Raw genomic sequence first — 21918 nt, 5'->3', positions numbered from 1 at the left:
AAGCCGCCCTTCGGGGCGGCTTCCCTCGCGTTTGCCCAGCCTGCGATTGGCGCCCGCGCCCCTCTAGATTGGATTGCCATGCCCAAACATCTCAGAAGGACGGGAGAGCCCGTCGAGCAGCCCGTCGTCAGCCGGCGCCCCGTCAGGGCGCAGCAGGAGACCGAGGCGCAGGTGGGCAGGTCGGCGGCCCTGATGGGCGTTCTCGTCGTCATCAGTCGCGTCACGGGCTTTCTGCGCACCTGGGGCCAGGCCTACGCCCTGGGCGTCACGGCGCTCGCCAGCGCCTACACCGTGGCCAACAACATGCCCAACCAGCTCTACGAGCTCGTGGCCGGCGGCATGATCATGACGGCCTTCCTGCCGGTCTACCTCTCGACCAAGCGGCGGCTCGGGGCGGGGGCCTCCACGCGCTACGCCTCCAACCTGCTCTCCATAACGACCCTGCTCATGGCGCTCGTCACCGTCGTCTCGTTCGTGCTGGCCGCGCCCATCATCTGGACGCAGTCGTTCTCGGCGCGCGCCGACTTTGACGCGGGCCTGTCCGTCTACCTGTTCAGGTTCTTCGTCATCGAGGTCGTGCTCTATGCGCTCTCGTCCATAATCTCGGGCATACTCAACGCCGAGCGGGACTATCTGTGGAGCAACGCCGCCCCCATCTTCAACAACGTCGTCTGCACGGCGTCGTTCTTCGTCTACGCGGCCCTCGCGCACAGCAATCCCTCCCTCGCCCTTCTGTCGCTCGCCGTGGGAAACCCGCTCGGCGTGCTCGTCCAGGTGGTGGTGCAGCTCCCAAGCCTCAGGCGCCACGGGATAGCCATCACGCCGTTCATTGACTGGCATGACCCCGCCCTCAGGGAGACGCTTTCCATCGGCATCCCGACGCTCGTGGTGACCGTGGCGTCATTTCCCACCGTGGCGGTCCAGACCTCCTCGGCCCTCCAGGTCACGGCGGCGGGCGCCTCGGTGGCGTACTATGCCCGGCTATGGTACATGCTGCCGTACTCGGTCTTTGCCATCCCCACGACGGTCGCCATGTTCACCGAGCTCTCGGACTGCGTGGCTTCGGATGACATGGCCTCCTTTACGAGGGGGGTGCGCTTTGGCAGCGAGCGCATCATCTTCATGCTCGTCCCCTTCGCCCTGTACCTCGCCTTCTTCGCGCCCTGCCTCGTCACGATCCTCGCTGCGGGCAAGTTTGACGCTCAGGGGCTTGCCGACACGACGCTCTACCTGCGCTGGCTTGCCGTCGCCCTGCCGTTCTACGGCATGAGCACCTATCTTCAGAAGATATGCTCCTCGCTCAGGCACATGGGCTTCTTTGCCGTCGCCACGGTCGTCGCCGCCGCCGTGCAGGTTGGGTTCTGCCTGCTTTTCACGGACGCCCTGGGGCTGGCGGGAGTCGCGTTCTCGTCCACGCTGTTCTTCGGCGCGGTTGACGTCGTCACGCTCCTGCACGTGCGCCGTCAGGTCGGGCCGCTCGGCATCAGGTCCCTCGTCCTGTCGTTCGCCCGCTCGCTGCTCTTGGGAGCTCTGGGACTCGCCGCCGCCGCAGGCATCTTTGCCCTGCTCGGTCGCCTCATGGGGCCCTGGGGCGCCTCCATCGTCAGAAGCGTGCTCTACTGCGTGCTCGCCGGCCTCCCCGCCGTGCTCGTGACGTATGGTCTCGCGCTGTCGCTGAACGTCCCGGAGGGCAGGGCCGTGCGCATGATGCTGAGCCGCCTTCGTCGCTAGGGAGCCCCGTCCCTGTCAAATGCGTGGCGGTTCGCCCCGGCGACGCGGACGGTCGGGCCGTGCGCTAAGGTAGGGAAGACGTACGGGGCGTCCGCCCCCCAACGCGCAAAGGAAGCAGACTTGGACACTATGACCACGAGCTACGCAGAGATCGTTCCCGTCGTCATCGGCGGGGACATCGGCGCCTACGCCCTCGGCCGCGAGATGCACGAGGCGTTTGGCGTCACGAGCGTCTGCGTGGCGCCCGAGCCGATTGGCGCCATCGCGCACTCTGCCATCTTCGACTGTCATCAGGTGAGCCGGCTGGGACGCGACGAGGTCGCCCGTGCCCTCACTACCCTCGCCCGCGACCATGCCCCCCGCACGGTGGTGGTCGTGTCCAACGTCGACCACCTCATCGCCACCCTGGGCCGCATGGCCTCGTCGCTTCCCGCGAACGTCGTCATGGCGATGCCGCCCGCCGACGTGGTTGACCTCGTGTCCGACAAGGTGGAGTTCGCGCGGCTCTGCGCCGACCATGGACTTGAGACCCCGCGCTCCATGACGGCCCCCTGCGCCGCCGGACATGCCGCGCCTGAGTGGGACGGCGACTTTCCCCTGGTGCTCAAGCCGGCGCGCTCGCCCGAGTACGCGCCCTTCCTCGCTCGCGGCTTCAAGAAGGTCTACTTCGTCGAGAGCCAGGAGCGGCTCGAGTCGATCCTCTCCTCTCTCACGGAGGCGGGCTTTGCGGGCGACATGCTCGTCCAGGAGCTCATCGGCGGGGACGACACGTACATGGACTCGATCACGCTCTACATCGACCAGGGCGGAAGATGCACGCACTTTGGGGCCGCCGGCGTCCTTCTGGAGGACCATGCCCCCTCCATGCTGGGCAACCCCGTCGCCATGATCACGCGGCAGATGCCGGGGCTGTGGGAGCGCTGCGTGCGCATGCTCACCTCGGTGGGATACCGAGGCTTTGCGAACTTTGACGTGAAGCGCGACCCCAAGCGCCCGGGCAGGGCGGTCTTCCTTGAGGTGAACCCGCGCATAGGGCGCAACTCGTACTACAACCTCGCGGCGGGGGCAAACCCCATGGAGGCGCTCGTCCGCGACCTCGTGGGCCACGAGGCGCCCGAGCCCCAGGTGGCCGGCCGGAGGATCCTCTACACCCTCGTCCCCGTGCCCCTGCTTCGCCGTTACGTGCGCGACCCGGCGCTCAAGGCGGAGATGGAGGAGCTCGTGGGGGCCGGCAAGGTCTTTGACCCCCAGCGCTACGCCGCCGACCGCGGCGTGCGTCGCATGCTCGACGTCGAGCTCACCGAGCTCAACCAGTGGCGCAAGTTCGCCCGTCACTATCCCGAGCCAACCGACACCTCGTTCTAGGAGGCGGCCCGTTCGCCCTGGCCGCGCCGGCGAACGACAGAGGGAGGATTCCCATGGACATTCGTCAGATCGACTTCGCCAGGATGGAGGAGCTCTCCCGGGAGTGGGAGGTGGACCTTCCCATCGAGCAGACCCAGGCCTGGGCGCGCTATCAGACGACCATCGAGGACAGGACGCCCTGGCGCTGCCTCGAGCTCGTCCGGGACGGGCGCGCCGTCGCCGTCCTGTCCCTTACCGACTTCGAGACTCATGGGTATCATTATCTGCGCTCTTGGCATGGCCCCGTCTGGGGGTCGGAGCCGGGCGAGGAGCTCGAGCGCACGGCGCTCGAGGCGCTGCGCGACTACGTCCGCGGGGAGGACGGCCGCGTGGCCTTCGTGCGCCTGGCGGTTGCCCATGAGCTTGACGTCACGAGGCCGGTCCTCTCGACGCGCCCGTACAACCAGACCGTCGTCATCGACACGACGGGCACGCCTGAGGAGATCCTCCAGCGCTTTAAGAAGCGGGGCCGCCGTGACGTCCGTAAGTCCCTCCGCGAGTGCAAGGTGGCCTTCGCCGACGAGACGGCGCTCGCCCGCTCGTCGTTCGCCGAGCACTACGACGTCATGGTCGAGACCGGGGCGCGCGACGGCTTCACGCCCGCGCCGCTCGAGGACTACGAGAACTTCATCCGCATCCTGGGCGAGGACCACTGCCGCGTCTTTGCCGGGAGGCTTGACGGTCAGGTGGTCACCTGGACCATAGCCACCATCCAGGGCACTCATGCCGTGCGCTACTACGGCGCCTCGCGCACGGGCCTGGCGCGCACGCTCGCGACGGACGGGCTCATCTACTTCGAATGCTGCGAGCTGGCGAGAAGGGGCTGCACGAGGTACGACCAGATGGGCATCGGCAACGACTTCTCGCCGACGCTGAAGGGACTCAACACGTTCAAGACGAAGTTCGCCGAGGGCGTCACCGACGTGGCCCCCGCCCGCGACCTTCCGGTGCGCCCGGTTCTGTACGGCTCGCTCGTCGCGGCGAAGAAGCTCCTGAGGCGCGGCTAGCCCGCGTTGCCGCAGTCACGTCCATGAGCGTCAAGAATCCCGCAACCCACGTGCCCAACTTTGACCTCTCGGCCCCTCGGCCCGAGGCCGCGGGCCTGCCGTCCATCGCCGATCAGGTGGCGCTCGTGCCCACCGACCCCGGCTGCTACCTGTGGAAGGACGCCTGCGACCAGGTCATCTACGTGGGGAAGGCCAAGAACCTCAGGGCGCGCATGCTCCAGTACGTGAACCTCACGGACGATCGCGCCAAGATTCCCCTCATGATGCAGGTCGTTCGCAGCTTCGACTACATCGTGGTGGGCTCCGAGCACGAGGCGCTCGTCCTGGAGCGCAACCTCATCGCCCAGTTTCACCCGTACTTCAACGTGGACTTCAAGGACGACAAGAGCTATCCGTACATCGCCCTCACCATGGACGACGTGTTTCCCGCCATCAAGTACACGCGCGAGCGTCATCGAAAGGGGACGCGCTACTTTGGGCCCTATACCGACGCCCAGGCGGCCCGCGAGACCATAGACACCCTGCGCAAGGTGGTGCCGGTCTGCATATTCACCTGCGCGGAGTGGAAGCGCTGCCGCCGCTACCTCAAGTCGCATCCCGATGACGCCGCCGTGGCCGGCCTTGCCCTCGCAAGGCGGGGGAGACCCTGCTTTGACTACCACGTGGGGCGCGGCCCCGGCGCCTGCGTGGGAGCCATCACGCCCGCCGACTACGCCGAGAACGTCCGGCAGGTGGGGGAGTTCCTCGCCGGGAGGCGCTCGAAGATCATGGACGAGCTGCGCCTCCAGATGGACGAGGCGGCCCGCGCCCTCGAGTTCGAGAGGGCGGGGCGCATCAAGCGGCGCCTCGAGGTCATCGAGGGGCTCGACGACCGGCAGGAGGTGACCTTCTCCGCCGAGGTCAACCTTGACCTCATTGGCATCTTCCGCGAGGAGACCATCAGCTGCGCCTGCGTCTTCGTGGTGAGGGAGGGGCGCACGGTCCGATCGAGCGAGTTCATCCTCAACAAGGGCGCCGACGTGGACGAGGTGGAGCTCACGGAGGGCTTCATCAAGCGCTACTACGACGAGACGTCCGACATCCCCGCCGAGGTGGACGTCGCCATCGAGCTGCCTGACGCCCAGCTTCTGGGCCAGTGGCTCACGAGAAGGCGGGGTCGCGCCTGTCACGTCCGCAGGCCCCGGCGCGGCGAGAAGGCCCACCTCCTTGACATGGCCTCCCGCAACGCCCACCATGCCCTCAACCGCTACCTGGTGCGGACGGGCTACGCGGACAAGCGCACGAACGAGGCCCTGCTGCAGCTTGAGAGCGCGCTGGCGCTTGACCGCCCGCCCCTGCGCATAGAGTGCTTTGACATCTCCACGCTGCACGGCACGTTCACGGTGGCGTCCATGGTGGTCTTCTCCAACGGCCGCCCCGACAAGGGGCAGTACCGACGCTTCAGAATCAAGGCCGCGCTCGACGAGGCAAACGACTTCGTGTCGATGGGCGAGGTGCTGGGACGGCGCTACGCCCCCCGGAACATGGCCGACGGGCGCTTCGCCGCCGCGCCGCCGGACCTTTTGGTGGTCGACGGCGGCAAGCCACAGCTCACGGCCGCCATCAGGCAGCTCGAGGCGCTGGGCCTTGACATACCGGTGTGCGGCCTGGCCAAGTCCGACGAGGAGGTCTTCGTGCCCTGGGACGAGACGCCGGTCGTCCTTCCCTCGGGCTCGGCCTCCCTCTATCTGATCAAGCAGGTGCGTGACGAGTCGCATCGCTTTGCGATCAGCTTTCATCGCGAGCTTCGGACCAAGGCTCAGGGCGTCTCGATCCTGGACGAGGTCCCCGGCGTGGGCGCGCGGCGCAAGCGCGCCCTCCTGAGCCACTTTGGGTCGATGCGACGCCTGCGCGCGGCAAGCGAGGAGGACATCGCCTCCGTGAGGGGCGTGCCCGCCACGGTGGCCCGAGCGGTCTATGAGACGCTGCGCGCCTGGGAGCGCGAGAGGGAGCCCCTCTCCGCTGCGGTCGCGACGTCGGCGGAAGCGCCGGACGCCGACGACTAGGGCCGCGGCCCTGCCGCCATGGATCGCCCGCGACCGCCCGCCGTCGTGTCATGCCATGGCACGATAATGCTCCCACATGGATAAAAGAGCCCGCCCAATAAGGAATTTCTGACGCTCAGGCCAGAAAAAGACCAGTTCAAAGGCAGCTTCCGCTTGTCTCGCCGGACAGGCCGTTCGCCTGCGATCGCCGGCCTTTTGTCAGGTGCGCGCAGGCCGCCCCTCGGCCGATGACATAGCCTATAGGCGAGATGGTGCGCCGCGGCGCACGCCCTATCAACGTTTCCCACCACTAGGGAGGAACCATGAGGCAGAACTTCACTCGTCGTTCGTTCGTCGGCCTGACGGGAGGCGCGGCGGCGCTCGCTGGGCTCGGGCTTGCCGGCTGCGGGGGCAGCGGGAGCGGCTCCTCCAGCGCGAGCTCTGACGCCGGAGCCGCCGGCGGCGGCGAGATCAGCGTCGGCACCGCATACTCCACGCAGAACTATCACCCCTCCACCACCTCCTCGGCGCTCGCCCTCGGGTGCAACCTCAACGTGGTCGAGGGCCTGTACGAGATCGACTTCCGCGACTACAGCACCCGTCCCGCCCTGGCCGCCGGCGACCCCACGATGGTCGACGACACCACCTACGAGGTCAAGCTGCGCGACGGCGCAAAGTTCTCCGACGGCACCGACGTCAAGGCCTCCGACGTCGCCAGCTCGTTTGCCCGCTCCTCCAAGGAGGGCAACATCTACGTCCCCATGCTGACGCCCATCGCCTCCATCGAGGCCAAGGATGACAAGACCGTCACCATCAAGACGTCCATCCCCAAGTTCTCCCTGCTCAAGGAGCGCCTCGCCATCGTCAAGGTCGTGCCCGAGTCGGCCTCTGACGACGACCTCACCAAGATGCCCGTGGGCACCGGCCCCTGGATGTACGACGAGATCACCGACGCCTCCGTCACGCTCGTCCCCAACGAGAGCTACAACGGCGACAAGCCTGCCAAGGACAAGAAGATTCGCTATGACGTCCTCAAGGACGCCACCGCCCGCGTGACCGCCGCCCAGCAGGGGACCACGCTCATCTCCGAGTCCACGCCCGCCGACTCCATCGAGCAGCTCAAGGGTGCCGGCCTGAGCGTTGACACCGTCCAGGGCTTTGGCACTCGCTTCATGATGTTCAACGTCACCAAGGCCCCCTGGGACAACGTCAAGGTCCGGCAGGCCGTCATGTACGCCCTCGACTACGAGAAGATGATTCAGAACGCCCTGTCCGGCCAGGCCACCGCACCCACCTGCTACCTGCCCGACGATCCGGCGTTCCCCAACTACCACAAGGCCTCCATGGTCTACACCTATGACTTCGAGAAGGCCACGGCCCTCATCGACGAGGCGGGCATCACCCCGGGCGCCATCACGCTGCGCACCACGGACAACGACCAGGTGATCGCGATGTCCACCGAGGTGAAGAACAACCTCGACGCCCTCGGCTTCAAGGTCACCATCCAGACCGACACCTCCGCGGCGACCTACGCGGCCATCGACGGCGGCGAGGCCTATGACCTGCTGCTGGCCCCCGGCGACCCCTCCTGCTTCGGCGCTGACCCCGACCTGCTCCTCAACTGGTGGTATGGCAACAACACCTGGATGCAGAAGCGCTGCCAGTGGGTCGGCTCCGAGGAGTGGAAGACGCTCAGCTCCGAGATGACCGAGGCGCTCAAGGCCAGCGGCGACGAGCAGCAGCAGCACTGGAACAAGTGCTTCGACCTCCTCTCCGAGAACGTGCCCCTGTACCCGGTCCTGCAGGTGAAGACCTCCACCTCCTCCTGGCGCGAGAACGCCAACGGCGACGGTGTCAAGATCTCCTCGGACTTCAAGGGCATCGGCACCACGGGCATCGAGCTGATCGGCGTCACCACGATCAAGTAGCGTCCCCACGCCGGCGCCGCCCGCAACCGTACGCAAGGAGGTCCGAGTACTCGTCCCAGGCGCTCGGGCCTCCTTCCTTGTCGCCGAGCACGAGGCGGGCTCTGCTGCGCGTCCGCAGCCCGCAGGCGGCATCGGTCCGCCCCGTCAAAAGGAGGGGAGAGTTCGTGAACAACTTGCTGAGGCTCATCGGCCGTCGCCTGATCGCCCTGCCCGTCATGGCGCTCGGCGTCACGGTCCTCGTGTTCTTCCTCATGTCGTTCTCAAAGGTCGATCCCGCGTACAACGCCCTGGGGGAGTCTGCCACGCCCGAGGCCGTCGCCCAGTACCATCAGGACCACGGCCTGGACGACCCGCTGCCGGTTCGCTACGTCCGCTACATGGGAGGTCTGCTCCGGGGCGACCTCGGCTCCTACGGCGCCGCGAACTATTCCGTGGGCGAGCGCATCGCCAAGGCCCTGCCCGTGACCATGCAGCTCACCTTCATCGGGCTGGCCATCGCCGCCGTCGTCTCGTTCTTGCTGGGCGTCCTGGCGGCGCTCTATCGTGACGGCTGGCCCGACCAGCTCATACGCGTCCTCTCCATCGCCAGCCTCGCCACGCCCTCCTTCTGGATCGCGGTCCTGATGATTCTCGTCTTCTCGTTCTACCTGAAGGCGCTGCCGTCCTCGGGCGCGCTCCCCGACATCGCCCAAAATCCCGGCGGCTACATGGCCCGCATGCTCATGCCCTCCATTGCCCTGGCGCTGCCCCTCACGGGGCAGATGACGCGCATCGTCCGCACCGCCATGGTGGAGGAGCTCGACAAGGACTACGTCAAGACCGCCAAGGGCGCCGGCCTCCCCAAGGCCGTGGTGGTGGGTCGCAACGTCCTGCGCAACGCCCTCATCACCCCGGTCACCACGCTCGGGCTCAAGATCGGCTACCTCATGGGCGGCGCCGTCGTCATCGAGACGATCTTCAACCTCCCCGGCATGGGCATGGCCATCCTCGAGGGCATCCAGGGCAACGAGACCAACCTGGTGCAGGGCGTCGTCATCGTCGTCGCCCTCGCGTTCATCGTGATCAACATCATCGTTGACATGCTCTATCTCCTCATCAACCCCAGGATAAGGACGGTGTAGCATGCTGAGCAGACGCACTGAGCAGTCGCGGGACCTCGAGCGGGCCGCCGCGGCGCCCTCTCGGCTGGGAGGCTGGAAGAAGATGCCCCGGGGCTCCAAGGTCGCCCTGGTCATCCTGGTGCTCGTGGCGATTTCGGCCATCCTCGCGTCCGTGGTCGCGCCCTACAACCCCATCGATACCTACCTGGCCCGCCAGGCGCCGGGAGGCGGCTTCTTCTTCGGCACGGACGACAAGGGCCGCGACATCCTCTCGCGCATGCTCTACGGCGGTCGCTACTCGCTGATCATCGGCTTCGGGGCCACGCTCATGGCCCTGGTGTGCGGGTCCGTCATCGGCGCCGTCGCCGCCGTCGCGCGCAAGTCCGTCTCAGAGGTCATCATGCGCATCCTGGACATCATCATGTCCTTCCCCGGCATCGCGCTCGCCGCCGTGTTCGTCTCCATCCTGGGCAACTCCATCCCCGCCATCATCTTCTCCATCGGCTTCATGTACACGCCGCAGATCGCGCGCATCGTGAGGGCCAACGTCGTGAGCGAGTACGGCGAGGACTACGTCCGCGCCGTCATGGTCTCCGGCGCCCGCGCCCCCTGGATCCTCTGGCGGCACGTCCTGCGCAACTGCATCGCGCCCATCATGGTCTTCACCGTGACGCTCGTGGCGGACGCCATCATCTTCGAGGCGTCGCTCACCTTCATTGGGGCGGGCATCACCGAGCCCACTCCCACCTGGGGCAACATCCTCGCCGACGCGCGCGCCGGCGTTCTGGCGGGCCGCTGGTGGCAGGCGCTCTTCCCGGGCATCGCCATCATGGTCACCTGTCTCGCCCTCAACATCCTCTCCGAGGGGCTCACCGACACCATGGCCGCCGCCCCCGCGGCCCCGGTCGACGCCGACGCCTCCGAGAGCCGCCGCGCCGACGACATCCTCGCCGCCGACCCGGTCCGCGCCTACGCGGAGCAGGCCGCGTCCCTGGACCGCAGGCTCGCCGCCCTGCGCAAGGTGGAGCTCGCCCGCACCGACCGCCACGCGCCCGACCTCTCGGTCCCGCCCCTCTTGCAGGTGAGGGACCTGACCATCAGCTTCGAGAGCCACGGTGACGTCAAGGTCGTCGACGGCGTCTCGTTTGACGTGCGGCCCGGTCAGTGCATGGCGCTGGTGGGCGAGTCCGGCTGCGGCAAGTCCGTCACCACCAAGACGATCATGAACCTGATCGACCCCAAGCAGACCGTCGGCGGGCAGCTGATCTTTAAGGGGCAGGACCTGCTCAAGCTGACGCCCGAGGAGCATCGCAGGCTCCTGGGTCGCGAGCTGGCGATGGTGTATCAGGACGCTCTCTCGTCCCTGAACCCCTCCATGCTCATAGCGGCACAGATGAAGCAGCTCACGGACCGCGGGGGAACGCGCTGCGCGCAGGAGCTGCTGGAGCTCGTCGGCCTCGACCCAAGGCGCACGCTCGAGTCCTATCCGCACGAGCTCTCGGGCGGTCAGCGCCAGCGCGTGCTCATAGCCATGGCCCTGACGCGCGACCCCTCCCTGGTCATCTGCGACGAGCCCACCACGGCCCTTGACGTGACCGTCCAGAAGCAGGTCATCAGGCTCCTCAACGACCTGCAGGCAAAGCTGGGCTTCGCCATGATCTTCGTGAGCCACGACCTGGCGCTCGTCGCCGAGGTCGCCAGCGAGATCACGGTCATGTACGCCGGTCAGGTCATCGAGCAGGCCCCCACCACGGAGCTGCTCACCAACCCCATCCACGAGTACACCCGCGGCCTCTTGGGTTCGGTGCTCTCCATCGAGGAGGGCGCCAAGGACGGCACGAGGCTCCATCAGGTGCCTGGCTCGGTGCCCTCGCCCGAGGACTTTCCCGCAGGCGATCGCTTCGCCCCGCGCTCGAGCCATCCCACCATCGGCCTGGACGTCCATCCCGTGCTCAAGCGGCTGCCCGGTGACGCCCATCACAGCTTCGCGGAGCTTCCCGACGACTATCTCAGGGCGCATGGCCTCACGCCGCACCTTGAAACCCTCAAGGAGGTGAGGTAGATGGCGGCGCCGGCACGCAACGTCAACCCCGACATGCCCATCATCCTCCTCGATGACATCTCCGTCACCTTCAGGACCCGCACGGGGTCGCTCTTCCACCCCAATCTGGTCCATGCGGTCCGGGGGGTGACCATCAAGCTGATGCCTGGAGAGACGATCGGCATCGTGGGGGAGTCGGGCTGCGGCAAGTCCACGACGGCCAACGTCATGTGCGGCCTGCAGGCGCCCACGTCGGGCAGGGTCTACTTCGAGGGCACCGACGTCACCAGGCGCACGGCGGACCTGCGCAGGAAGATGGGGCGCGTGGTCTCGGTCGTGTTCCAGGACCCCGCAACCGCGCTCAACCCGCGCATGGTCGTGCACGACCAGCTGCTCGACCCCATGCTCGTCCACCAGATCGGCACCTCGCAGGAGCAGGAGATGCGCATCGCGCAGCTCGTCGACCTCGTGGGACTTCCCAAGAGCGCCCTGCGCGCCCTGCCGGGACAGCTCTCGGGCGGCCAGCGCCAGCGCGTGGCCATCGCGCGGGCGATGGCGCTTGAGCCGGCGGCCATCATCGCCGACGAGCCCACCTCCGCCCTGGACGTCTCGGTGCGCGCCCAGATTCTCAACCTGCTCACCGACCTCAAGCGCGACCTCGGCCTGTCCATGATCTTCATCAGCCACGACATTCAGACGGTGCGCTACATCTCGGACCGCATCATCGTCATGAACCACGGCCAGGTCGTTGAGGAGGGCAGTGCGAAGGACGTCTTTGAGCGCCCGACGGACGCCTACACCAAGAGCCTGCTGGGCGCCGCCCCCTCGCTGCTCCATCCCACGTTGGGAGGCTAGGCGCGGCGCGTCACGACGCGCCCGTCAGGCAGGGCGCGTCCGTTTTGAGCTACGATAGTGCGCCGCCGGCCCGCCGCCGGCCGCACGGGACGTCGAGCCCCCGTCACAAAGGAGAAGACGCATGGCAGACTTCAAGATCGGCGGCGTCGTGCCGCCCGTGGTCGTTCCCGACACCGACGACCACCGGTTGGACGTCCCTTCGTTCGAGCGGCTCATCGAGCGCATGCTGGCCGCGGGCGTGAACGGCCTGTTCTTCCTCGGCTCGTCCGGGGAGGTCGTCTTCTCGACCGACGAGCGGCGTCGCGAGATCGTCCGCGAGGCGGTGCGCATCGTGGACCATCGCGTGCCCGTCCTCGTGGGCATCATCGAGACCGAGACCGACCGCGTCATCGAGCACGGCCGCAGCGCCCTGGCGCTGGGCGCCGACGCGCTCGTCGCGACGGCCCCCTTCTACGCCCTCGGCGGCATGGCCGAGGTCGAGGAGCACTTTCGGATCTTGCACCGCGAGCTCGCCGCGCCCCTCTTCGCCTATGACATCCCCGTCTGCGTCCACACCAAGCTGCCCTGGAAGCTCCTTGCGAGGCTGGGCGCCGAGGGCGTGCTCGCCGGCGTCAAGGACTCCTCCGGCGACGACGTGTCGTTTCGCTACCTCATCCAGGAGAACGATGCGCTCGCTCATCCCCTGTCCATCCTCACCGGCCACGAGATCGTCGTGGACGGCGCCTACCTCGCCGGCGCCGACGGTGCCGTCCCCGGGCTCGCCAACGTCATTCCCGGGCTCTACGTGGAGCAGTGGAGGGCGGCCCAGGCCGGCGCATGGCAGCGGGTCAAGGAGCTTCAGGACCGCATCAACGAGGTCAGTCACATCTTTGACGTCACGTCGGGCGTCCAGGGCTACGCCGGCGGCGTGGGCGCCTTCAAGTGCGCCCTCCACCTTATGGGCGTGTTCTCCTCGAGTCAGATGCCCCGACCGGTCAAGCCCCTCTCGGGGTACAACGTCGAGGCCATCCGCAAGGTCCTGCTTGACACGGGCGTCCTGACGGCATAGCCGTCACGCGCGGGAAGGAGTGAGCCATGTCTGACACGACGCGGCAGGTGGTCGCCGTTGACGTCGGCGGCACCAAGATCGCCTCCGCCCTGGTGAGCCTCGGCGACGGTCGACGCCCTCGCATCTCTCATGCGGGCAAGGTGCCCACCGAGGCCGCCCTGGGCGGGTCTCGCGTCCTCGAGAACGTCATCGCGTCTGTGAGGAGGGTCATCGACGAGTCGGGCGCGACCGCGCTCGCTGGCATCGGCGTGTCGAGCGCCGGCGTCATCGACCCCGCGACGGGCGAGGTGACCTATGCCAACGAGCTTATGCCCGGGTGGGGGGGCACCCCCCTGGGCGCGCGCCTCGCTGACGCCTTTGGGCTGCCCACGCGCGTCCTCAACGACGTCCATGCCCACGCCCTGGGCGAGGCCCGGTGGGGCGGGGGCCTGGGCAAGGGCAGCTGTCTGGTCGTGGCCGTGGGGACGGGCATCGGCGGAGCCTTCGTGAACCAGGGCTCCATCCTGCTCGGGGCCCATAACGAGGCTGGTCACATAGGCCATGTGAGCTGCACCGACGCGGCGGGGATCGCCTGTCCCTGCGGGGCGGTGGGACATCTCGAGCCCATCGGCGCCGGTCCGGGCATCCTTTCGCGCTACCTCGAGCTGGGCGGCAAGCCCTCCTGCGAGGACGGCTCCGCGCTCGACGGGGCCGTCATCGACCGGCGCGCCGCCGCCGGCGACGAGGCCGCGATCAAGGCCGAGGCGCGTGCCGGTCACGCCCTGGGCGAGGTCCTGGGCAGCATGGTCAACATGTTCGACCCGGATTGCGTGATCCTCTCGGGCTCCGTCGCCAAGTGCGGCCCCGCCTGGCGGGACGCGCTTGACGCCGGCTGGGCCGAGGCGGTCATGCCCCCGGTCGCGGGCACGCCGGTGGTCTCGGGGCAGCTGGGCGATGACGCGCCCCTCATCGGCGCCGCAGAGAACGTCATCACGTCAGGCTACGCGCAGCTCGCATGACAGAGAGCGGAAAGGAATGAGCATGTCCGAGCTTTCACCGCTGGTGCGGTCGATCAAGGGGGGCCTCATCGTCTCGGTGCAGGCCTATCCCGGGGAGCCTCTGCGCCACCCCGAGACCATGGCGCTCATGGCCGAGGCGTGCGAGCAGGGAGGCGCCGTCGCCATCCGCTGCCAGGGCCTCGCCGACATCGCCGCCATCAAGGGACGCGTGGAGGTGCCGGTCATAGGCCTGTGGAAGGAGGGGCACGAGGGCGTCTACATAACGCCCACGCTCCGTCATGCCATAGCCTGCGTCAACGCCGGGTCCGACGTGGTCGCCCTTGACGCCACGAGCCGCCCGCGCCCGGACGGGCGCACCTTCGAGCAGACGGTCCGGGAGCTGCGTGCCCGGTGCGACACGCTGGTCATGGCGGACTGCATGACCATCGAGGACATCCGAGGCGCCGTCCGCGCGGGCGTCGACCTCGTCTCGACCACCCTGAGCCACAACAAGGCCGCCATCGACACCACCATGGGCGACGGTCCCGACCTCGCCCTGCTCCGCCAGGCCACCGCCGAGTTTCCCGACGTGCCCGTCATCTGCGAGGGACACGTCCACACCCCGGCCGACGCCGCCGCGGCCCTAACGGCGGGCGCCTGGGCGGTCGTCGCCGGCACGGGCATCACGCACCCGACGAGCATCACCAGGTGGTTCTGCGCCGCCCTGGGCGCCTAGCGCCCGTCGCCCCTCGCCGCCCGGCGCGGGCCTGGCGGGTGACGCTCATCTGGAGACCTGCGCTCTGCCTTGTGCTGCCGGCATGCAGTTGTGTATCATCCAAGTGTTTTGTCATTGTCAGAAGGAGACGTGCATGTCCGGACACTCTAAGTGGGCCACCACCAAGCATAAGAAGGCCGCGATCGACGCCAAGCGCTCCGCGCTCTTCTCGAAGCACTCGCGCAACATCACCGTTGCCGCCCGCAACGGCGGTGATCCCAACCCCGAGAACAACGCCTCCCTCGCCGCGGCCGTCGCCCGCGCCCGCATGGTCTCCATGCCCAACGCCAAGATCCAGGCGGCCATCGACAAGGCCTTCGGCACTGGCGCCGAGGCCGTCGTGTACAAGGAGGTCACCTACGAGGGCTATGGTCCCGCGGGTGCGGCCCTGTACGTGGAGTGCCTGACCGACAACATCAACCGCACGGCCGCTGACGTGCGCTCCGCCTTCAGTCATGCCGGCGGCAACCTGGGCACCACGGGATCCGTGGCCTTCCAGTTCGAACGCAAGGGCTCCATCGCCGTCGAGAAGGTCATCCACAGCGACGACAAGAAGGTCGCCGACCGTGACAACGCCGTGGACGAGGACGAGTTCATGATGGCCGTTGCCGAGGCCGAGGGCGACGACTACGAGGACGCGGGCGAGGAGTGGATCGTCTACACCGCCTACGACCGGATGCAGGACGTCCAGAAGTCCCTTGAGGACCAGGGCATCGAGGTCAAGGGATCCGAGCTCACGATGGTGCCCACGACCCCGACCGAGCTCGACCTCGCGGACGCCAGGAAGGTCCAGCGCCTCGTCGACCGTCTTGAGGAGCTCGACGACGTCCAGAGCGTCTATAGCACCATGAGCGTCTCCGACGAGGTCGCCGAGGCGCTCGCCAACGAGGACTAGGCCCACGGGCCGGTCCATACATGACCTGCACGTGCGGCGGCCCTCGTGGTCGCCGCAGCCATGAGGGGACGTCGCCGATGAGACAGGACATGACCCGCTCCAGGGCCGAGGAGGTCCTCGACCTTCCCGAGCGCTACGGCATGGCCGACGTTCGCGCCGCCTTCAAGCGCCTTGCCCTTGAGTACCATCCCGACAACGCCGAGAGAAACGGCATCTCCAAGAAGTTCGCCCAGCGGCGGATGACGGAGGTCAACAAGGCCTACGCCCACTTGAGGTCCCTGTTTGCCGAGACGGACGTCACGCTGCTCCATCGCTACCTTGTGGGCGCCGCGTCGGGGCGACGAGGCGTGGGCGTCCATTATGCGCCCACGGGCACGACGCGCGTGACGACCCAGGTGGACGACGCGCTCTTCTGGGACGAGCAGGGCAACCCTCGCAGCGCCCAGGCAACCAACGCCGCCAACGCCGCCGCCGACGCCCCGGGCCATGCCCTGCGTCGCCTGCTGCTGGGTCCCGTCCTGCTCCGTGCGCTGGTCGTGCTCGCCCTCGCCGTCGTCTGGTGGCGCCTCTTTCCCTTCGTCGGCTCCAACGCCGCCCGCTATGACCTGAGCGCCCAGGCGCCCCTGACCGAGCTGGCCGACGCCCTGGCGGCCGTGGTGTATCCCAGCTACTTCGTCCTGTACGAGCTCGTGACGGGACACGTCTCCGGGACCCTGCGCGAAGCCGCCAACGGGCTCGTCTCGCTGGTGACGCGCGAGCACGTGGAGGTGCACGGCGGGGGCGCCTATCGCTCCGACGCCTCGAGCCTGGTGGAAGGCCAGGTCTACCCTCTGCTCGAGCTACCGCTCGCCGTCTGGCTGCTCGTGCGGGGCATGCCGACGATCGAGGGCCAGGCGCAGCTCGCCTATCTCGTCCCGGGCGCGCTCGTGACGGTCGACCTGCTCATCGGCTTCTTTGGGTCGGGCGTCGTCATGGGGCTCTCGCGCTGGCTCGCCGCGCTCATCGAGCGTCGCTACGTGACGCTTCGGATGGCCCTGCTCAAGCGCTGCGGCCAGTGGGGGAGCGCGGTCTCGGGGCGTCCCGAGACTCGCTAGGCGGCGCGTCCGAGGGGTTGGGCGCACGCCGCCTCCGAAGGCCTTTTGCGTGCCTCGTGGCAGTTGTCTGCCGACTGCGCTATCCTTGACTGGACCGTGAGCCACCGTGGATAGCCATGCGAAGGGGCGTGTGTCATGGGTGCATTCAAGCGCGTTTGCCTGCTGCTGTTTGGTCTGTCCGGCCTTCTGTCCCTTGCCGCCCTCGCGCTGCCGTGGTGGGGGTCGTGGACCAGGGCCGCCACGGACCTTCTGGGCAACGTCTGGTACTGCCTGGCCCTTGAGGTCCTCATGGGCATCACCGCGCTGGGGCTGCTCGTGTGCCTCGCCCGCGCGCTTCTGACGCGCAACCGCAAGGTCGTGATTGTGTCCAAGGTGGGCGACGACGCCATCACCATCACGCGTGACGCCATAGCCAGCCAGGCCGTCAACGTCATCGAGGCCGGGGGCGGCTTTCGCGCGCATCGGGTGCGCGTACGGGCCAGAAAGCACGGGCACGTGCGCGTGAGCTGCCGGGTGCAGCCCTACCGGGCGGTCGACGTGGTGTCCGAGGGCGAGGCCCTGCATGACCGCATCGTCAGCGGCCTCAGGAGCGTGTGCGGCGACAACGTGGACAAGGTCACGGTCGAGTTCATCGACGCGGGGGAGTTTGACCCCGTCGCGGCGGCGCGTTCGGACGGGCGCCCGCTGGACGCCGCGACGGACGCGACGCCAGGGGAGGCCCCGTCTCGCAGCGCCGACGCCCGGAAGGTCGTCATGGTGGGCGCCGCCGACGCCGCGGGGCCTGACGCGACGGAGGCCGCGCCGCAGCTGCCCGAGGAGCCCGTCGAGATAACCGTTCCCATGAGCAGGTCCGCCCGTGCCGACCTGCCCTATGCCGGAGAGGAGTGACGATGACGGACCAGAAGCCCCGTCTGACCGTGGAGAAGGCTCCTGACGTCAGCGAGCCTCCCCAGGACGCCCCGAGCGGACGGAAAGAGCCGAGCCCCGTCACCAAGGCGCCCGAGGTCGAGGAGCAGGAGCCGCCCGCCCGCCTGTGCAGACGGGTCGCCGCCTGGACGCACGACGTCGTCGTCGGCCACGAGAACGCTGCCCTGGGCGGCGCCGTCGGCCTCGCCGTCGCCCTTCTGATCTTTGCCATCGGGTTCTGGCGCGCGCTCTTCGTGGCGCTCTGCGTCGGCGTCGGCGTCGTCGTGGGGCAGTTCCTTGACGGCGACGCGCGTGTGGTCAGGGCCATTCGCAAGCTCTTCTCGGACAACCGCTGAGGCGGCGCCCCTGCCTAACCCATCCACTCCCGAAAGGAGCGCACCGTGTCTCTGAGCAGCTCAACCTCGCGCCTTGCGACGAACGACCCCCAAAGGGACGAGACCATCCCCGCAGAGGGGCACACGAGGGAGCCTTCGGCGGATTCTGCCGAGCTTGCCGAGCAGGCCGAGCCCGCCGACGTCCCGTCAGGCGTCGCGGAGCCCGCCTCGTCGGACGAGGTGTCCGTCGATGACGAGGACCTCGATTCGGAGGACTCCCTGACCTTCTCCAACGGCGTCATCGAGAAGATCGTCGCCATCGCCATGCATGACGTGCCGGGCGTCATCGGCATGAAGGGCAGCTGGCTCAACCGCGTCCAGGACGTCCTGGGCGCCTCGGACGCGCGCAAGGGCGTGTCGGTGGAGGTCACCCCCGACGCCTCGGTCCGCGTCAACATCAGCGTCCTCATCAAGTACGGCGCCTACGCCCCCCAGGTCTTCGAGGACGTCAAGAAGGCCGTCGTGCGCGAGGTCTCCGGCATGACCGGCCTGTCCGTGGCGGGCGTCAACCTGCGCATCGAGGACGTGCTCACGCCGGAGGAGTACGAGCATGGCACGAGCGAGCAGGCGGCGCTCGAGCCCGCCGAGCCCGAGGCGATCGGCGGCGCGACGGCGCCCCGGCTGACGGGCAAGACGGAGGCATAGCCTATGGGCCTGAGGTCCAGCCTCGCGATAACGGCAGGGCGCCTCACGCGCTGGGGGCTCTCAAAGGTCCTGCGCCGCAACGCCTCGCAGCTTCCCGGCCGCGTCGCGCTCGCCCTCGACCCCACGCTCATGGGCCGTCTCGCCGAGCGGGCAACCTGGGGCTCCGTGGTCGTCTGCGGCACAAACGGCAAGACCACCACGAACAACCTCATCGCCGACGCCCTCGAGGCGGGCGGCAGGTCGGTGCTGTGCAACCGCGTCGGGGCCAACATGGCACCGGGCGTCGTGTCGGCGCTGCTCACCGCGCGCTCGGCCGACGTGGCCGTCATCGAGGCGGACGAGCTGTCAACCGTGCGGATCCTTCCCAGCCTGAGGCCGCGCTATCTCGTGCTGCTCAACCTCTTCCGCGACCAGCTCGACCGCGCCGGCGAGATTGACCACGTCCAGGACGTGATCGTGCGGGCCCTGTCCCTCTCGCCCCAGACAGCGCTCGTCATCAACGGCGACGACCCCCTCTGCGCGGCCGTGGCCCGTCGCGCCGCCGAGGCCGGCACCCGCGTCCTGGCCTTTGGCATCGACGAGGACCTCCACCTGAGCGCCGACCGCGTTCCCGAAGCGCGCTTCTGCCCCGCGTGCGGCGCCGAGCTGGAGTATGCCTTCAGGAGCTACGCCCAGCTGGGGAGCTATCGTTGCCCTCGCTGCGACTTTCGTCGCCCCGCGCTTGACGTCGCCGCCCGGGCGGTGACGGTGGGTCGGGAGGGCGTCGCGTTTGACCTCGTCATGCCCTCGCGACCGACCCGGCGCCTTCACGCCGGCTTTGGCGGGACCTACATGGTCTACAACCTGCTGGCCGTCTGCGCGGCGGTGACGCTCGTCGGAGGAGGCGTGGACGACGTGCAGCGGGCCCTGGAGCGCTACCGCCCGCAGAACGGCCGCCTTCAGCACTTTGACGTGGGGGGTCGCGAGGTCATCCTCAACCTGGCCAAGAATCCCACCGGCCTCAACCAGAACCTGAGCCTGCTTGCCGCCGACGACCGCGAGAAGGCGGTCTTCGTGGTCGTCAACGACAACCCCAACGACGGGACGGACGTCTCGTGGGTCTGGGACGTGGACTTTGAGCGCCTGCTCGACCAGCGGGTTTCTCGCGTCCACGTTGGCGGGACACGAGCCAACGACGTGCAGGTGCGCCTCAAGTACGCTGGCATCAAGGCCGAGGTCGCGCGCGGCGTCACCGAGGTGGTGGGGCGCCTGGGAGACCTTCCCGTCTCGGTGCCCCTCTACGTCCTCACCAACTATTCGGCGCTCGCCGGCGCGAAGGCGGAGCTGACCAGGCTGGGAGGCGATCGATGAGCGCGGGCATCACGGCGGGAGCCCGTCGCGGGCTCAGGATAGCGCATCTCTTTCCCGAGCTGCTCAACCTCTACGGCGACTCGGGCAACATGCTCGTGCTCAAGAGGCGCCTCGCCTGGCGCGGGCTCGGCTGCGAGGTCGTCGAGGTGTCCCTGGGGGAGTCCCTGGGCTTTTCCGACGTGGACATCGTGTTCATGGGGGGAGGGACCGACCGCGAGCAGCGAATCGTCTGCGAGAGGCTCCTGAGCTGGCGCGACGAGATCGCCTCGTACGTGGCCGACGGCGGCGTGCTTGTCGCCGTCTGCGGAGGCTATCAGCTGCTGGGCCATTACTACCAGCTCGGCGGCGAGAAGGTCCGGGGCCTGGGCCTGGTGGACTTGTACACCGACCGCGCCGAGCCGCGCCTCATCGGCAACGTCGCCGTGCGCAGCCGCGTCAGTCCCCAGCCCATCGTGGGCTACGAGAACCATGGGGGCCGCACGCACCTGGGGCCCGGCGTGGAGCCCCTCGGCACGGTGGCCTACGGCTTTGGCAACGACGGCAGCTCGGGCCAGGAGGGCTGCCTGTCCAACAACGTGCTGGGCACCTATGTTCACGGCCCGCTCCTGCCTAAGAACCCGGGCGTCGCCGATTATCTGCTGTCGCGCGCGCTCGAGCGCAAGTATGGTCAGGGGAGTCTCGAGCCCCTCGACGATGGCGAGGAGCTTGCCGCGAACAAGGTCATGTATGACAGAATGATGGCGGGCGCCGTCCCCGTGCGGTAGGGCGGTCGGCACGAATCGAAGGGAGAGATCGTCTCATGCTGAAGGTCATCGTATTCGGTAGTCTGAACATGGACCTGTCCATGGAGTGCGAGGGCATCCCCACGCTGGGAGACTCGCTGCGCGGGACGGGGTTCCTCTCGACCTCGGGAGGCAAGGGCGGCAACGAGGCCGTCGCCGCGGCGCGCATGGGTGCCGAGACCTACATGGTGGGCAAGGTGGGCAACGACCATAACGGCCGCAAGCTCACGAGCGACCTCACCATCCATGGCGTGTCCGTGAGCAACGTGAGCGTGACGGCGCGTGCCGCCACGGGCGTCTCGCTCGTGCTGCGCAGCGGCAAGGACCGCGCGGTGGTCACCGACCCCGGCGCCAACGAGAAGATCTCCTACAGCGAGGTGCGTGCCGCCATCCACGGCCTGGGCCAGCATCGCAACGTCTTTCTCATGTCGCTGGGACCCGGCCTGCCCGTGGCGCTCGAGTCGCTCGCCTGCGCCAAGCGCAACGGTCTCTACACCATTCTGCGCGCCTCGGTGAGCGCCGGCGAGACGCTGCCTGACGAGGCCTACAAGGACCTTGACCTGCTGGTGGTCAACCGCACGGACTGCCGCGCCCTGTCAGGGATCTGGCCCGTGGACGATGAGGCCGCCGAGAAGGCCTTGCAGTTCTTCTACGGCAAGGGCGTGCGCAACTGCATCATCACGCTCAAGGACCGCGGCTCCGTGACCCTTGCCGACGGCAAGTTCTTCAAGGTCGAGGGGTATGACGTCCAGATCGTGGACGCGTCGTGCGCAGGTGACAGCTACGTGGGCGAGATCGCCGCCCACATCGCGGACGGCGGGACGATCGTCTCGAGCATGAAGCTGGCGAGCGCGGCGGCGGCCATCGCCATCACGCGCCTGGGGGCGCAGTCCTCCATCCCCAGCTGGTATGAGGTGCAGGACTTCGTCAAGGCGCACGAGGCGAAGGCGTAGCCGCTCTG

Annotated in this window: 19 protein-coding genes; all 19 read left to right on the top strand. The window is 68.2% G+C overall.

Annotated features, from left to right (window positions below; genetic code table 11):
- Nucleotides 1-78: 78 nt before the first annotated feature.
- The 19 genes from murJ (at nucleotide 79) to BN3001_RS00815 (ending at nucleotide 21910) form a co-directional block, all read left to right on the top strand.
- Nucleotides 79-1731, top strand: coding sequence for a murein biosynthesis integral membrane protein MurJ (murJ, locus tag BN3001_RS00905; protein ID WP_082629870.1), 1653 nt, complete (start codon nucleotides 79-81; stop codon nucleotides 1729-1731).
- 129 nt (nucleotides 1732-1860) lie between these two features.
- A complete protein-coding gene (locus tag BN3001_RS00900; protein WP_058269954.1) occupies nucleotides 1861-3096 on the top strand; it encodes a carboxylate--amine ligase in 1236 nt (411 codons plus the stop codon).
- A gap of 53 nt (nucleotides 3097-3149) precedes the next feature.
- On the top strand, nucleotides 3150-4142 hold the full coding sequence (locus BN3001_RS00895; RefSeq protein WP_058269953.1) for a lipid II:glycine glycyltransferase FemX: 993 nt from the start codon (nucleotides 3150-3152) through the stop codon (nucleotides 4140-4142).
- Between the two features lie 23 nt (nucleotides 4143-4165).
- Nucleotides 4166-6187 (top strand): excinuclease ABC subunit UvrC, encoded by a 2022-nt coding sequence (uvrC, locus tag BN3001_RS00890; protein WP_058269952.1) that lies wholly within the window; start codon nucleotides 4166-4168, stop codon nucleotides 6185-6187.
- Nucleotides 6188-6489: 302 nt separating this feature from the next.
- On the top strand, nucleotides 6490-8094 hold the full coding sequence (locus BN3001_RS00885) for an ABC transporter substrate-binding protein (protein WP_058269951.1): 1605 nt from the start codon (nucleotides 6490-6492) through the stop codon (nucleotides 8092-8094).
- Nucleotides 8095-8258: 164 nt separating this feature from the next.
- Nucleotides 8259-9215, top strand: a complete 957-nt coding sequence (locus BN3001_RS00880; protein ID WP_058269950.1) for an ABC transporter permease — start codon at nucleotides 8259-8261, stop codon at nucleotides 9213-9215.
- A 1-nt stretch (nucleotide 9216) separates the two neighbouring features.
- The gene (locus tag BN3001_RS00875; protein ID WP_082629869.1) at nucleotides 9217-11256 is read left to right on the top strand and encodes a dipeptide/oligopeptide/nickel ABC transporter permease/ATP-binding protein; all 2040 of its coding nucleotides are present in this window, start codon (nucleotides 9217-9219) and stop codon (nucleotides 11254-11256) included.
- Nucleotides 11257-12090 carry an ABC transporter ATP-binding protein gene (locus BN3001_RS00870; RefSeq protein WP_058269949.1) on the top strand — a complete coding sequence of 278 codons (834 nt, stop codon included), beginning with the start codon at nucleotides 11257-11259 and terminating at the stop codon, nucleotides 12088-12090.
- 121 nt (nucleotides 12091-12211) lie between these two features.
- Nucleotides 12212-13138, top strand: coding sequence for a dihydrodipicolinate synthase family protein (locus BN3001_RS00865; protein ID WP_058269948.1), 927 nt, complete (start codon nucleotides 12212-12214; stop codon nucleotides 13136-13138).
- Nucleotides 13139-13164: 26 nt separating this feature from the next.
- Nucleotides 13165-14136 (top strand): ROK family protein, encoded by a 972-nt coding sequence (locus BN3001_RS00860; RefSeq protein WP_058269947.1) that lies wholly within the window; start codon nucleotides 13165-13167, stop codon nucleotides 14134-14136.
- Between the two features lie 22 nt (nucleotides 14137-14158).
- A complete protein-coding gene (locus BN3001_RS00855) occupies nucleotides 14159-14851 on the top strand; it encodes an N-acetylmannosamine-6-phosphate 2-epimerase (RefSeq protein WP_407938262.1) in 693 nt (230 codons plus the stop codon).
- A gap of 133 nt (nucleotides 14852-14984) precedes the next feature.
- On the top strand, nucleotides 14985-15785 hold the full coding sequence (locus BN3001_RS00850; RefSeq protein WP_058269945.1) for a YebC/PmpR family DNA-binding transcriptional regulator: 801 nt from the start codon (nucleotides 14985-14987) through the stop codon (nucleotides 15783-15785).
- Nucleotides 15786-15862: 77 nt separating this feature from the next.
- Nucleotides 15863-16879 (top strand): J domain-containing protein, encoded by a 1017-nt coding sequence (locus BN3001_RS00845; RefSeq protein WP_058269944.1) that lies wholly within the window; start codon nucleotides 15863-15865, stop codon nucleotides 16877-16879.
- Nucleotides 16880-17014: 135 nt separating this feature from the next.
- A complete protein-coding gene (amaP, locus tag BN3001_RS00840; protein ID WP_058269943.1) occupies nucleotides 17015-17767 on the top strand; it encodes an alkaline shock response membrane anchor protein AmaP in 753 nt (250 codons plus the stop codon).
- Nucleotides 17768-17769: 2 nt separating this feature from the next.
- A complete protein-coding gene (locus tag BN3001_RS08080) occupies nucleotides 17770-18141 on the top strand; it encodes a DUF2273 domain-containing protein (protein WP_082629867.1) in 372 nt (123 codons plus the stop codon).
- A 45-nt stretch (nucleotides 18142-18186) separates the two neighbouring features.
- Nucleotides 18187-18825 (top strand): Asp23/Gls24 family envelope stress response protein, encoded by a 639-nt coding sequence (locus BN3001_RS00830; RefSeq protein ID WP_328585278.1) that lies wholly within the window; start codon nucleotides 18187-18189, stop codon nucleotides 18823-18825.
- A gap of 3 nt (nucleotides 18826-18828) precedes the next feature.
- Entirely contained in the window at nucleotides 18829-20175 is a 1347-nt protein-coding gene (locus BN3001_RS00825) for a MurT ligase domain-containing protein (protein ID WP_058269942.1), read from the top strand.
- Nucleotides 20172-20939, top strand: coding sequence for a type 1 glutamine amidotransferase (locus BN3001_RS00820; RefSeq protein WP_058269941.1), 768 nt, complete (start codon nucleotides 20172-20174; stop codon nucleotides 20937-20939). Before BN3001_RS00825 ends, BN3001_RS00820 begins: the two co-directional genes overlap by 4 nt.
- Before the next feature lie 35 nt (nucleotides 20940-20974).
- Complete coding sequence (locus BN3001_RS00815; RefSeq protein WP_058269940.1) at nucleotides 20975-21910, top strand: PfkB family carbohydrate kinase; 936 nt, start codon at nucleotides 20975-20977, stop codon at nucleotides 21908-21910.
- Nucleotides 21911-21918: the final 8 nt, after the last annotated feature.

Source organism: Olsenella massiliensis, assembly GCF_001457795.1.
In the GTDB taxonomy this organism is placed as follows: Bacteria; Actinomycetota; Coriobacteriia; order Coriobacteriales; family Atopobiaceae; genus Olsenella_F; species Olsenella_F massiliensis.
The sequence above is the reverse complement of the archived record's forward strand: the minus strand, read 5'-3'. Positions and strand labels throughout refer to the sequence as shown.

What these genes read in the sequence shown, in the direction of transcription:
- amaP (WP_058269943.1), top strand. Translation starts at nt 17,015, where the DNA reads ATGGGTGCATTCAAGCGCGTTTGCCTGCTGCTGTTTGGTCTGTCCGGC.
- BN3001_RS00875 (WP_082629869.1), top strand. Translation starts at nt 9,217, where the DNA reads ATGCTGAGCAGACGCACTGAGCAGTCGCGGGACCTCGAGCGGGCCGCC.
- BN3001_RS00815 (WP_058269940.1), top strand. Translation starts at nt 20,975, where the DNA reads ATGCTGAAGGTCATCGTATTCGGTAGTCTGAACATGGACCTGTCCATG.
- BN3001_RS00825 (WP_058269942.1), top strand. Translation starts at nt 18,829, where the DNA reads ATGGGCCTGAGGTCCAGCCTCGCGATAACGGCAGGGCGCCTCACGCGC.
- BN3001_RS00865 (WP_058269948.1), top strand. Translation starts at nt 12,212, where the DNA reads ATGGCAGACTTCAAGATCGGCGGCGTCGTGCCGCCCGTGGTCGTTCCC.
- BN3001_RS00855 (WP_407938262.1), top strand. Translation starts at nt 14,159, where the DNA reads ATGTCCGAGCTTTCACCGCTGGTGCGGTCGATCAAGGGGGGCCTCATC.
- BN3001_RS00860 (WP_058269947.1), top strand. Translation starts at nt 13,165, where the DNA reads ATGTCTGACACGACGCGGCAGGTGGTCGCCGTTGACGTCGGCGGCACC.
- BN3001_RS00870 (WP_058269949.1), top strand. Translation starts at nt 11,257, where the DNA reads ATGGCGGCGCCGGCACGCAACGTCAACCCCGACATGCCCATCATCCTC.
- BN3001_RS00895 (WP_058269953.1), top strand. Translation starts at nt 3,150, where the DNA reads ATGGACATTCGTCAGATCGACTTCGCCAGGATGGAGGAGCTCTCCCGG.
- BN3001_RS08080 (WP_082629867.1), top strand. Translation starts at nt 17,770, where the DNA reads ATGACGGACCAGAAGCCCCGTCTGACCGTGGAGAAGGCTCCTGACGTC.
- BN3001_RS00845 (WP_058269944.1), top strand. Translation starts at nt 15,863, where the DNA reads ATGAGACAGGACATGACCCGCTCCAGGGCCGAGGAGGTCCTCGACCTT.
- BN3001_RS00820 (WP_058269941.1), top strand. Translation starts at nt 20,172, where the DNA reads ATGAGCGCGGGCATCACGGCGGGAGCCCGTCGCGGGCTCAGGATAGCG.
- BN3001_RS00900 (WP_058269954.1), top strand. Translation starts at nt 1,861, where the DNA reads ATGACCACGAGCTACGCAGAGATCGTTCCCGTCGTCATCGGCGGGGAC.
- uvrC (WP_058269952.1), top strand. Translation starts at nt 4,166, where the DNA reads ATGAGCGTCAAGAATCCCGCAACCCACGTGCCCAACTTTGACCTCTCG.
- murJ (WP_082629870.1), top strand. Translation starts at nt 79, where the DNA reads ATGCCCAAACATCTCAGAAGGACGGGAGAGCCCGTCGAGCAGCCCGTC.
- BN3001_RS00850 (WP_058269945.1), top strand. Translation starts at nt 14,985, where the DNA reads ATGTCCGGACACTCTAAGTGGGCCACCACCAAGCATAAGAAGGCCGCG.
- BN3001_RS00885 (WP_058269951.1), top strand. Translation starts at nt 6,490, where the DNA reads ATGAGGCAGAACTTCACTCGTCGTTCGTTCGTCGGCCTGACGGGAGGC.